Origin of the sequence: Acidovorax sp., assembly GCF_046341535.1 — a bacterium.
GTDB lineage: Bacteria > Pseudomonadota > Gammaproteobacteria > Burkholderiales > Burkholderiaceae_C > Acidovorax.
In genome coordinates this window covers 1-11,594 of the sequence record NZ_JBKDRI010000140.1, presented here as the reverse complement: position 1 = coordinate 11,594, position 11,594 = coordinate 1, and the positions used below count along the sequence as shown (strand labels likewise).

General features: G+C 66.1%; 7 protein-coding genes. 2 read left to right on the top strand and 5 right to left on the bottom strand.

Translation table 11 applies throughout. The features are described 5' to 3' along the window. Positions 1 to 134: 134 nt before the first annotated feature. The 5 genes from ACK543_RS10250 to ACK543_RS10230 form a co-directional block, all read right to left on the bottom strand. Positions 135 to 1,187 (bottom strand): adenosine deaminase, encoded by a 1,053-nt coding sequence (locus tag ACK543_RS10250; protein WP_409942750.1) that lies wholly within the window; start codon positions 1,185 to 1,187, stop codon positions 135 to 137. A 170-nt stretch (positions 1,188 to 1,357) separates the two neighbouring features. After that, positions 1,358 to 2,524, bottom strand: coding sequence for a BMP family ABC transporter substrate-binding protein (locus tag ACK543_RS10245; protein ID WP_409942749.1), 1,167 nt, complete (start codon positions 2,522 to 2,524; stop codon positions 1,358 to 1,360). A 47-nt stretch (positions 2,525 to 2,571) separates the two neighbouring features. Beyond that, positions 2,572 to 3,492 (bottom strand): ABC transporter permease, encoded by a 921-nt coding sequence (locus ACK543_RS10240; RefSeq protein ID WP_409942748.1) that lies wholly within the window; start codon positions 3,490 to 3,492, stop codon positions 2,572 to 2,574. Beyond that, on the bottom strand, positions 3,493 to 4,575 hold the full coding sequence (locus ACK543_RS10235) for an ABC transporter permease (protein ID WP_409942747.1): 1,083 nt from the start codon (positions 4,573 to 4,575) through the stop codon (positions 3,493 to 3,495). It lies immediately after the preceding gene. Beyond that, positions 4,568 to 6,172 (bottom strand): ABC transporter ATP-binding protein, encoded by a 1,605-nt coding sequence (locus tag ACK543_RS10230; RefSeq protein ID WP_409942746.1) that lies wholly within the window; start codon positions 6,170 to 6,172, stop codon positions 4,568 to 4,570. The genes ACK543_RS10235 and ACK543_RS10230 overlap by 8 nt, the downstream gene beginning before the upstream one ends. A 413-nt stretch (positions 6,173 to 6,585) precedes the next feature. On the opposite strand from ACK543_RS10230, the gene ACK543_RS10225 reads away from it, so the two are divergent. Together ACK543_RS10225 and xdhB are read left to right on the top strand one after the other, a co-directional pair. Then, positions 6,586 to 8,253: a xanthine dehydrogenase small subunit gene (locus tag ACK543_RS10225; RefSeq protein WP_409942745.1), complete on the top strand. Its 1,668-nt coding sequence runs from the start codon at positions 6,586 to 6,588 to the stop codon at positions 8,251 to 8,253. A 113-nt stretch (positions 8,254 to 8,366) separates the two neighbouring features. After that, positions 8,367 to 10,652, top strand: coding sequence for a xanthine dehydrogenase molybdopterin binding subunit (gene xdhB, locus ACK543_RS10220; protein ID WP_409942751.1), 2,286 nt, complete (start codon positions 8,367 to 8,369; stop codon positions 10,650 to 10,652). The last annotated feature ends 942 nt before the right edge of the window (positions 10,653 to 11,594 follow it).

Genomic DNA, 11,594 nt, shown 5'->3' with positions numbered 1-11,594 from the left:
GCGAGGTTTTTGTACATGGTGGTCCTCTACATGGTCCCGATGACAGAAAAAACAAAAGGCTGCCGGGACAGCAGCCTTTCGAGCCCGGATTTTACCCGGGCGCTTCGCGGCGGCCTGCGCCAGGATGCGCTGCCTCAGTAGTCGTGCTCCACGCAGCGCTCGAAGGTTTCCTTGAGCTTGTGCTCCCAAGTCCGCTTTTGCGTGTTGGTGGCAAAGCTGGCCTCGAAGCTGTTGAACGCGAGCTGGTAGGCATGCCGGGCCGTGAGGCCGGTGGCAGCAAACACTTGGGTGAAGTTCTCGTTGATGTAGCCGCCAAAGTACGCCGGGTCATCCGAGTTGACAGTGGCGGCCAGGCCGGCATCCAGCAGCCTGCCCAGGTTGTGGTCGGCCAAATGGGGGAAGACGCACAGCTTGTGGTTGGACAGAGGGCACACCGTGAGCGCGATGCGCTCCTGGGCCATGCGTTGCATCAGCGCAGCGTCGTGCACGGCCTGTACGCCGTGGTCGATGCGCTCGACCTTGAGCACGTCCAGCGCGCTCCAGATGTAGGCCGGTGGCCCTTCTTCACCCGCGTGCGCAACCCGGTGCAAGCCCAGTTCGCCGCAGCGGGCAAACACGCGCGCGAACTTCTCGGGCGGGTGGCCCAATTCGCTGGAATCCAGCCCCACGCCCACGATGCGGCCCAGGTGCGGTATCGCCTGCTCCAGCGTCTCAAACGCCGACTCCTCGCTCAGGTGGCGCAGAAAGCACAGGATGAGCGTGGCGCTGATGCCCAGGTCTGCCTCGGCGTCCACGCAGGCGCGGTGCAGGCCGTTGATGACCGTCTCCATCGACACGCCGCGGGCCGTGTGGGTCTGCGGGTCAAAGAAAATCTCGGCATGCAGCACGTTGTCGGCCGCGGCACGCACCAGATAGGCACGCGCCATGTCGTAAAAATCCTGCTCATGCAGCAGCACACTGGCACCAGCGTAGTAAATGTCGAGAAAGCTCTGCAGGTTGGTGAAGGCGTAGGCCCGGCGCAGTGCATCCACACTGGCATACGCCAGCGGCACGCCATTGCGCTGCGCCAGCGCAAAGATCAATTCGGGCTCCAGCGAACCCTCGATGTGGATGTGCAGCTCTGCCTTGGGCATGGCACGCAGCAGGCCGGGAAGGCGGTCGGCAGCAATGGGGGGAATCTTGAACATGGCAGTCTCCTCGAATGACGGCGCCCCGCCCTTGTCAAACAGGCGGTGGCAGGCTGTGCAGCGATGATGCCTCGTTGGCGCAAGCTTGCAACCCTGGCGGGGCCTGCGCGCGACGCTGTGCATAAAAAAAGCCGCCCGGAGGCGGCCTTTGTGAGTGCGCCCAGGGCGGATTACTTCTTGTCGCCGCCGGGGATCTTGCCTTCCACGCCCTTGACGTAGAAGTTCACGCCACCCAGGAACTTGTCGTCGGCCACGGCATCTTTGGCCAGCACTTCCTTGCCGTCCTGCCCCACGATCGGGCCCTTCCAGATATGGAACGTGCCATCCCCCAGGCCCTTTTTGATGCCTTCGACCTTGGTCTTGATGTCTGCGGGCACGTCTTCGGCAATCGAGACGATATCGATCGCGCCTTCCTTCACACCCCACCAGCTTTGGCCCGACGCCCATTTGCCATCCAGCGCGTCCTTGGTGGCCTTCACGTAGTACGGGCCCCAATTGATGATGGCCGAGGCCAGGTGGGCCTTGGGACCGTAGGCGGTCATGTCGGAATCCCAGCCGAAGGCGCGCTTGCCCTTTTCTTGTGCCGTCTTGAGCACGGCAGGCGAATCAGTGTTCTGGAACAGAACGTCGGCACCGCCGTTGATCAGACTGGTGGCGGCTTCGGTTTCCTTGGGTGGGCTGAACCATTCGTTCACCCAGACCACCTTGGTCTTGATCTTGGGGTTGACCGACTGCGCGCCCATGGTGAAGCTGTTGATGTTGCGGATCACCTCAGGGATCGGCACCGAGCCCACCACGCCCAGGGTGTTGGACTTGGTCATGGCGCCGGCAATCACGCCGGCCATGTACGCGCCTTCGTAGGTGCGGCTGTCGTAGGTGCGCAGGTTTTCGGCGGTTTTGTAGCCGGTGGCGTGCTCGAACTTGATGCCCGGGTTGTCTGCGGCCACCTTGAGCATGGATTCCATATAGCCAAAGGTGGTGCCAAAAATCAGCTTGTTGCCCTGGCCTGCCAGGTCGCGCAGCACACGCTCGGCGTCAGCCGACTCGGGCACGCTTTCCACAAAGCTCGTCACCACCTTGTCGCCGAATTCCTTTTCGATCGCCTTGCGACCGTTGTCATGCGCAAACGTCCAGCCGCCATCGCCCACGGGGCCCACATAGGCAAACGCGATCTTCAGGGGCTCGGGCTTGGGTGCAGGGACCTCGGCCACCGGTGCGGGCGCGGGGGCAGGTGCCGGTGCGGGCTCTTCCTTTTTGCCACAGCCCACCAGCGCGGCGGCAGCCACGGCGGAGAGCGCGGCCACCTTGAGCAGCGAGCGTTTCTGCAGATCAGTCATGTCGGTTCCTTCTTGAGAACGTGGGGTTGAAAAGGGCGAAGCGATGATTATGAGCCCGGATAGAAAGGCCGTCCGAGCGATGCCGGCATGTTGATACGGATCCATGTCGGATTGCGCGAGATCAGCGCCAGCACCACGATGGTGGCCACATAGGGCAGCATGCTCAGCAACTGGCTGGCCACCTGCACGCCCGTGGCCTGCAAATGGAACTGCAGCATCGTCACGCCGCCAAACAGGTAGGCACCAAGCAATACGCGTGCCGGCCGCCAGGTGGCAAAGGTGGTCAGGGCCAGTGCGATCCAGCCGCGGCCCGCCACCATGCCCTCGACCCACAACGGCGTATACACGGTGGAGATGTAGGCGCCCGCCAGCCCGCACAGCGCCCCCCCCACCACCACCGCCGCCAGCCGGATGCGGCGCACCGGATAGCCCAGGGCATGGGCTGATTCGGGCGACTCGCCCACCGAGCGCAGCACCAGCCCGGCACGCGAGCGGTACAGAAACCAGACCAATGCCAGCGCGAGCACCATGGTGAGGTACACCAGCGGATGCTGGCGGAACAGCGCAGGGCCCAGCAGGGGGATGTCGCCCAGCACGGGCACGGCGTAGCGCGTCAGCTCGGGCAGTTTGGCCTGCACGTAGCGGATGCCGACAAAGGCCGAAAACCCCACGCCAAACAGACTGAGCGCCAGCCCGGTAGCGTACTGGTTGGTATTGAGCCAGATCACCAGCACGCCAAAAATGGCCGCCAGCAGCGCCCCCGCGGCCATGCCCGCTGCAAAGCCCAGCCAGGTGTTGCCGGTGTGCACCACGGTGGCAAACCCGGCAATGGCGGCGCACAGCATCATGCCCTCGGCCCCCAGGTTGACGATGCCGGCCTTCTCGTTGATGAGCAGGCCCAGGGCCGCCATGGCCAGCACGGTGCCTGCACTCAGCGTGGCACCGATAAGGAGTGCGTACGATTCCATTTATGCGGCTCCCTTGGCTGGTGCGCGGGTGCCCACCCAGCGGATGCGGTAGGCGATCAGCGTGTCGCACGCCAGCAGCGTGAACAGCAGCAGGCCCTGGAACACACCCGTGAGCGACTTGGGCAGCCCCATGCGCGACTGCGCCAGCTCGCCGCCGATGTAGAACATGCTCATGAGGATGGCCGAGAGGATCATGCCGACCGGATGCAGCCGGCCCACAAACGCCACGATGATGGCCGCAAAGCCATAGCCCGCCGGCACATAGGGCGTGAGCTGGCCGATGGGGCCCGCCACTTCCAGCGCACCCGCCAGGCCCGCAGCGCCGCCGGATATCAGCAGCGCCGTCCACAGCGCCTTGCGCGATGAAAACCCGGCGTAGCGCGCCGCCGCCGGAGCCAGCCCGCCCACCTGCTGCGCAAAACCGGCCCGCGTGCGGAACAAAAAGATCCACAGCGCCACAGCCCCCGCCAGCGCCAGCAGCAGCCCGATGGACACGCGCGAGCCCTGCATCAGGCGCGGAATCTGCGTGACCTTGTCAAACATCTTGGTCTGCGGAAAGTTGTAGCCCAGGGGGTCTTTCCACGGGCCGTACACCAGGTAGCCCAGCACCAGCGTGGCGACATACACCAGCATCAGGCTGACCAGGATTTCGTTGGCGTTGAATTTGTCGCGCAGCAGCGCGGTGAGCCCCGCCCACACCATGCCGCCCAGCACACCGGCCAGCAGGATGGCGGGCACGATCCACGGCCCGGTGGTCTTGTCGGCCAGCAGCGCCACGCCCCCGGCAACCACGGCACCGATGACAAACTGGCCCTCAGCGCCGATGTTCCACACATTGGAGCGAAAGCACACCGCCAGGCCCAGCGCAATGAGCAGCAGCGGCGTCGCCTTGACCATCAACTCGCCCAGCGCGTATGGCGACTTGATGGGCTCCCAAAAGAACACCTGCAGGCCTCGCACCGGGTCCTTGCCCAGCGCCATGAACAGCGCCACGCCGATCAGCACCGTCACCGCCAGTGCCAGCAGCGGCGAGCCGTAGGTCCACAGGCGCGACGCCTGCGGGCGGGGTTCCAGCTTAAACATGCTGCATCTCCCCGGCAGACTCTTGCGCCTGCGCCTGCGCCTGCGCCAGATGGGCCTGCGCATCGGCATGCCACAGACCGCTCATCCATTCACCCATGCGCTCCACCGTGGCGTCGGCGCGGGCGACCGAAGGCGACAGGTGCCCTTTGGCCACCACATGCAGCCGATCGCAGATTTCAAACAATTCGTCCAGCTCCTCGCTGACCACCAGCACCGCGCAGCCCGCATCGCGCAGCGCCAGGATGGAGCCGCGGATCTGCGCGGCCGCGCCCACGTCCACGCCCCAGGTGGGCTGCGAGACGATGAGCAGTTTCGGGTTGGCATCGATCTCGCGCCCCACGATGAACTTTTGCAGATTGCCGCCCGACAGCGACCTGGCCGCCGCGTTGGGGCCACCGGCCTTCACGTTGAAGCGGGCAATGATGTCTGCCGCCTGCTTTTGCAACGCGCCCACCTTGATCCACCCACCGCGGCTGACCGCATTGGAGCGCGTGAGCAGCAGGTTGTGCGCCAGCCCCATGGTGGGCACGGCGCCCCGGCCCAGGCGCTCTTCGGGCACAAAGTGCAGGCCCAGCGCGCGGCGCTGGCGTGGGCCCATGCGGCCTGCGCTCTGCCCCGCCACCTGGATGCTGGCGGCGTCGGCACGCGCGTCCTCGCCCGACAGGGCATAGAGCAGTTCTTTCTGGCCGTTGCCCGACACCCCGGCAATGCCCACCACCTCGCCCGCCTTCACCTCGAAGTCGAAGTCGATCAGATCCACGCCAAACTGGTCGGCGCGCGGCAGCGACAGCCCCTGCACCCGCAGTACCGTGGCACCGATCTGCACGGTGCGGTGTTGCAGTGCGGGTGGCTCTGCGCCGATCATCAGGCGCGAGAGCGAGGCATTGGATTCCTCGGCCGGGTTGCACACCCCCGTGACCTTGCCGCCGCGCAGCACGGTGCAGGCGGTACACAGCGCGCGGATCTCGTGCAATTTGTGGCTGATGTAGAGGATGCTGCAGCCTTCGCTTGCCAGCTTGCGCAGCACCACGAAGAGTTTTTCGACCGCCTGCGGCGTGAGCACCGAGGTGGGCTCGTCCAGGATCAGCACCTTCGGCGCGGTGAGCAGCGCGCGGATGATTTCCACCCGCTGCATCTCGCCCACCGAGAGGGTGTGCACCGGGCGCAGCGGGTTCACGTCCAGCCCGTATTCGGCCGCCTTGGCGGTGATGCGCTGGGTGACCTCGGCCAGCGACAGGCTTTTGTCCAGCCCCAGCCACACGTTCTCGGCCACGGTGAGCGTGTCGAACAGGCTGAAGTGCTGGAACACCATGGCAATGCCCAGGGCGCGCGCCTCTTGCGGGTTGCGCACCTGCACGGTCTGGCCGTTGAACTGCACGCTGCCCTCGTCGGGCTTGACCGAGCCGTAGATGATTTTCATCAGCGTGGACTTGCCCGCGCCGTTTTCGCCCAGCACGGCATGGATTTCGCCCGGCTGCACCGTGAGCGAAACGCCGCTGTTGGCCACCACGGCCGGGTAGCGCTTGGTGATGCCTGACAGTTGCAGCCGAGGCGGCGGCCGGGTGGCCGCGTCAGGGGGAGTGGGTGGCGAACTCATGCGGTCGATGGTCTTGGAGTGGGGCCGTAGAAATCGATATCAAAACACCCATTTGCGCTTGTTCTGCATAGGTCAATCGCTATATTTTTAGTAGCAAACGAGTCTCGCGGCAAGCGCGCGTGCCCGTGCGCGGCACGGGTGGGCATGATGCAGGTGCCTGAGCCTTCGCGCGGCGTTTTCAGTGCCGCCGACAGCGCCGGCTGGCGCCCGCCCGGGCGAAAGGCAGCCGTCGATCCCTTGCGCTTGATCGAGACAGAGTGCAAAACCCTGTTGGAATCGCGGACTATCGTGTCAAAAAGCGCATGGAATCTCATAGCGGTGGAGACATGGGTGCCATAAGCTTACGGATATGCCGAGCGCGCAGCGGCGCTTTACCCTCTGACGAACTCCCGAACATCGAAGCGGCCCTTGCCATGACGACCCAACGCTTGCAATTTCTACGCCGAGGCCAGACTGTGGCGCTGAACAATGTACCACCCGACCGCACGCTGCTGCAGGTGCTGCGCGAGGACCTGGGCAGCACCGGCACCAAAGAGGGCTGCGGCGAAGGCGACTGCGGCGCATGCACCGTGGTGCTGGGCGAAGCGCGCGACGGCAAGGTGCGCTACAGCGCGGTCAACAGCTGCATCCGGCTGGCGCATTCCATCGACGGCATGGCGCTGTGGACGGTGGAAGACCTCACGGCGGATCCGCTGATCCAGCCGACCGGCGATGCGCCCCCCGCTTGCGCAGCAGGTTTGCACCCCGCGCAGGAAGCGATGGTGCAATGCCACGGCTCTCAGTGCGGCTTTTGCACCCCCGGCTTTGTGATGAGCCTGTTCGGCATGTACCAACAGCACATCGCGCCCACGGTGCACGGCGGGTGTGCCGCCCCGCCCGCCGGGTCATCGCCCCCCATCACCCGCGAACGGGCGCAGGAGGAGCTCTCGGGCAATCTGTGCCGCTGCACCGGCTACCGCCCCATTTTGGACGCCGCGCAGCAGATGGCAGCGCTTCCGCCGCGCGTGGTCAATGAAGCTACGCTGCTATCAAAATTGGAGCTACTAGGCCAATCAAAACGTGCGCTACCGGCTGATTTTGCTTCGAACCCACCCTATCTGGCCCCCACCAGCCTGCCCGCACTGCTGGCCGCGCGAGCCGCACACCCCCAAGCGCAGGTGGTGGCCGGGTGCACCGACGTGGGCCTGTGGGTGACCAAGCAGCACCGGCAATACGACCGCATCCTGGATGTGACCCGAGCCACCGAACTGCGCCAGGTGCAACAGGACGCGCAGCACATCACCATCGGCGCAGCCGTCACCCTGACCGATGCGTTTGCGGTGCTGGTGGCGCAGTGGCCGCAGCTGCACCGTTTTGCCAGCCGCTTTGCGGGCCTGCCCGTGCGCAATTCGGGCACGCTGGGCGGCAACGTGGCCAATGGCTCGCCGATTGGCGACTCCATGCCGCTGCTGATCGCCCTGCGCGCCCGGGTGGTGCTGGCCAGCGTGCGCGGCGAACGCCAGCTGCCGCTGGAAGACCTGTACACCGGCTACCGCCAGAACGTGATGGCACCCGACGAGCTGCTGGTGCGGATCGTGGTGCCCCGGCCGGAAGTGACTGCATCCGAGCCGCCGGGCCGCCCCAAGGCGGCGAGCGCCCCACAGCCCTGCGAAGCCAGGGCCCCTTCCCCGGCTGGTGGCAGCGAACCATGCGCAGCAGGGAGCATGGGGGCCAATATCCTTCAGGCGTACAAGATTTCCAAGCGGTTTGATGACGACATCTCCGCCGTCTGCCTGGTCATCCACCTCGACATCGAGGCTGGCACCGTGCGCCGCGCCAGCCTGGGCGCGGGCGGCGTGGCCGCCATCCCGGCACGCGCCCGGCAGACCGAGGCCGCGCTCACGGGCCAACCCTGGACGGCCGAAACCGTGGCACGCGCTGCCCAGGTGTTGCAGGGCGAATTCACCCCCATCTCTGACATGCGCGCCAGCGGCGACTACCGGCGCACCGTGCTGGGGAGTCTGCTGCAACGCTTTTGGCTCGAGAGCCAGGGCCAAGCTGTGGTGAGCGTCGAGAATTTTCGCCTGCAGGAGGCGGTATGAACCAGCGTGATTCCAAGCCCCTGAATGACGATGCGGTGGACAGCGCCCCCCCCCAGCCCCCCCAGCCCCCCCAGCCCCCCCAGCCGCCCGCAGCCCCGGCCAGCCAGCGCGCCATGGGCCAGTCGCACATCCACGAAAGCGCCCGCGCCCAGGTGGCCGGCGCGGCCCACTACATCGACGACCTGCCCGAGCTCAAGGGCACGCTGTATGCGGCACCCATCCTGTCCACCATGGCGCACGGCACGCTCAACGACGTGGATGCCAGCGCCGCCCTGGCGCTGCCCGGCGTGCGCGGCGTGGTGCTGGCCGCCGATGTGCCCGGCGACAAGCTGCTGGCGGCCTTTGCCCACGACGAGCCCGTGTTTGCCATCGACACCGTGCAGCACATCGGCCAGGTCATTGGCCTGGTGGTGGCCGATTCGGTCATGCAGGCGCGCCGCGCTGCGCGCGCAGTCAAGCTCGACATCACTGCGCTGCCTGCCGTGCTGAGCGTGCACGAGGCGCTCAAGGCCCAGAGCTACGTGCTGCCCCCCGTATTCGTGCGACGCGGCGACGCCGCCCAGGGCCTGGCGCAATCGGCCCACCGCCTGCAGGGCGCCTTTGAAGTGGGCGGGCAGGAGCATTTCTACCTGGAAGGCCAAATCGCCTACGCGCTGCCGCTGGAGCAACAGCAATGGTGCATCTACTCCAGCACCCAGCACCCCGGCGAAGTGCAGCACTGGGTGGCCCATGCGCTGGGCATCGACAACCATGCGGTCAAGGTGGAATGCCGCCGCATGGGGGGTGGCTTTGGCGGCAAAGAAACCCAGGCGGGCCACCTGGCGGTGTGGGCGGCCGTGGCGGCAAACAAGTTCGGCCACCCTGTCAAGTTGCGGCTGGACCGCGACGATGACTTCATGGTCACCGGCAAGCGCCACCCGTTTGCCTACGAGTACGACGTGGGCTTTGACGCCACCGGCCGCATCACGGGCCTGAAGCTGCAGATGGCGGCCAACTGCGGCTTCAGCGCTGACCTGTCGGGCCCCGTGGCCGACCGCGCCGTGTTCCACGCCGACAACGCGTACTTTCTTGAGAACGTAGAGATCGCCTCGTACCGCTGCAAAACCAACATGCAAAGCCACACGGCCTTTCGCGGCTTTGGCGGCCCGCAGGGAGTGATCGTGATCGAGGCCATCCTGGGCGACATTGCCCGCGCGCTGGGCCGCGACGCGCAGGACGTGCGCATGGTCAACCTCTACGGCAAAGACGCCGCCGAAGGCCGCAACGTGACGCACTACCAGATGACGGTGGAGGACAACATCCTGCACGCGCTGATGCCGCAACTGGAGCGCGATGCCGACTACCGCTCCCGGCAGGCCGACATTGCCGCCTGGAACGCGCAGAGTGCGGTGCTCAAGCGCGGGCTGGCCATCACGCCCGTCAAGTTCGGCATCAGCTTCACCGCCACGCTGTTCAACCAGGCCGGTGCGCTGGTGCATGTCTACACCGACGGCAGCGTGCAGGTCAACCACGGCGGCACCGAAATGGGCCAGGGCCTGCACACCAAGGTGGCGCAGATCGTGGCCGACGAGCTGGGCGTGCCGCTAGAGCGCGTGCTGGTCACCGCCAGCGACACCAGCAAGGTACCCAACGCCAGCGCCACCGCAGCCAGCAGCGGCACCGACCTCAACGGCCGCGCGGCGCAGTTTGCCGCGCGCAATGTGCGCGACAACATTGCTTCGTTTGTGGCGGGGCTCGATGCCTGCGGCGCAGGCGCCATCCGCTTTGAGGGCGGCCAGGTGATTTCGCCCAAAAAGGCGCGGCAGTTCGACGATGTGGTGAAAGACGCGTATGCCAACCGCATCCAGCTATGGAGCGACGGCTTTTACCGCACGCCCAAGATCCACTACGACAAGGCCACGCTCACGGGGCGGCCTTTTTACTACTTCAGTTACGGCGCGGCCTGCTCGGAGGTGGTGATCGACACGCTGACCGGCGAAAGCCGCGTGACCCGCGTGGACATCCTGCACGACGTGGGCCACAGCATCAACCCGGCCATTGACGTGGGGCAGATCGAGGGCGGCTTTGTGCAGGCCATGGGCTGGCTCACCACCGAGCAACTGGTGTGGAACGACAAGGGCTACCTGGCCACTCACGCGCCCAGCACGTACAAGATCCCGGCCACGGGCGACATCCCCGAGCACTTTCGCGTGGCCCTGTGGCCCGAGGCCAACCGGGAGGACAACGTGGGCGGCAGCAAGGCGGTGGGAGAGCCGCCGTTCATGCTGGCGATCAGCGTGTTTGAGGCGCTGCGCAATGCAGTGGCGGCGGGGCGGGTGGGGGTGGATGCATCGAAGCCGGTGGTGCTGATGGCTCCAGCAACGGCGGAGCATGTGCTGATGGCGTTGGGAAGGTTGTAGGTTCTGCGGCGGGCTGTGCGACAAGGGGCGCCCCTTCGGATTGATCTTGTCGAAGCCTTAGAACTACCCCGCACCGTTCAGGCTGAGCCTGTCGAAGCCGGGGCGCCCCCCAAACCGTTCGGGCTGAGCTTGTCGAAGCCGGGGCGCTACCCCTCCACCGTTCGGGCTGAGCCTGTCGAAGCCTTGGAACTACCCCAAACCGTTCGGGCTGAGCCTGTCGAAGCCGGGGCGCTGCCCCACACCCGTTCGGGCTGAGCCTGTCGAAGCCTTGGAACTACCCCAAACCGTTCGGGCTGAGCTTGTCGAAGCCCGGTTGGACAGTGGCGACCGCCTGCCCTGCTTGAGCGCCGGAGCCGGGATATCGCCCCGGCGGGCGAGTCACTTTCTTTCGCGTCGCCGAAAGAAAGTGACCAAAGAAAGAGCGACCCCACTGTCTGCGTCCCTGCGCTTCGCTTCGGGCAACCTGCGGTGCTCGCGGGAGTGGTGCGCTGCGGAACTCGCTGCGCGCCTATGGCGCTTCGCTCAAACAGCCGCAGCGAGTCAGTTCACCAAGCGCGTGTGTCCTTCGGCACACGCGCCACCCCGCCCGCTGCGCTCCTCGGCGCATGCAGAGGGGTGGGGGCGGGGACATCCACTCGGGCCGTCGCTTCGCTCGGCCTGATCTTGCGGGGGGTCGGGTAGCGATGAGCCGTGTGGTTGTTGGCTCCCCCACCGTTCGGGCTGAGCCTGTCGAAGCCGGGGCACGATCCCCGCCCGTTCGGGCTGAGCTCGTCGAAGCCGGGGCGATATCCCGGTTCTTCCTTCAGCACGGAAAGGGGTTGCCACTGTGCAGCCAGGCTTCGACAGGCTCAGCCCGAACGGGTGGAGGGATAGCGCCCAGGCTTCAACAAGCTCCGCGTGAACGGGTTGGGGAGGGTGCTGGCAATCTCAACCGCCCTCAAT

Bases quoted from the DNA above. Each gene is read 5' to 3' on its own strand.
- ACK543_RS10250 (WP_409942750.1), bottom strand. From the start codon at position 1,187: ATGTTCAAGATTCCCCCCATTGCTGCCGACCGCCTTCCCGGCCTGCTG.
- ACK543_RS10245 (WP_409942749.1), bottom strand. From the start codon at position 2,524: ATGACTGATCTGCAGAAACGCTCGCTGCTCAAGGTGGCCGCGCTCTCC.
- ACK543_RS10240 (WP_409942748.1), bottom strand. From the start codon at position 3,492: ATGGAATCGTACGCACTCCTTATCGGTGCCACGCTGAGTGCAGGCACC.
- ACK543_RS10235 (WP_409942747.1), bottom strand. From the start codon at position 4,575: ATGTTTAAGCTGGAACCCCGCCCGCAGGCGTCGCGCCTGTGGACCTAC.
- ACK543_RS10230 (WP_409942746.1), bottom strand. From the start codon at position 6,172: ATGAGTTCGCCACCCACTCCCCCTGACGCGGCCACCCGGCCGCCGCCT.
- ACK543_RS10225 (WP_409942745.1), top strand. From the start codon at position 6,586: ATGACGACCCAACGCTTGCAATTTCTACGCCGAGGCCAGACTGTGGCG.
- xdhB (WP_409942751.1), top strand. From the start codon at position 8,367: ATGGGCCAGTCGCACATCCACGAAAGCGCCCGCGCCCAGGTGGCCGGC.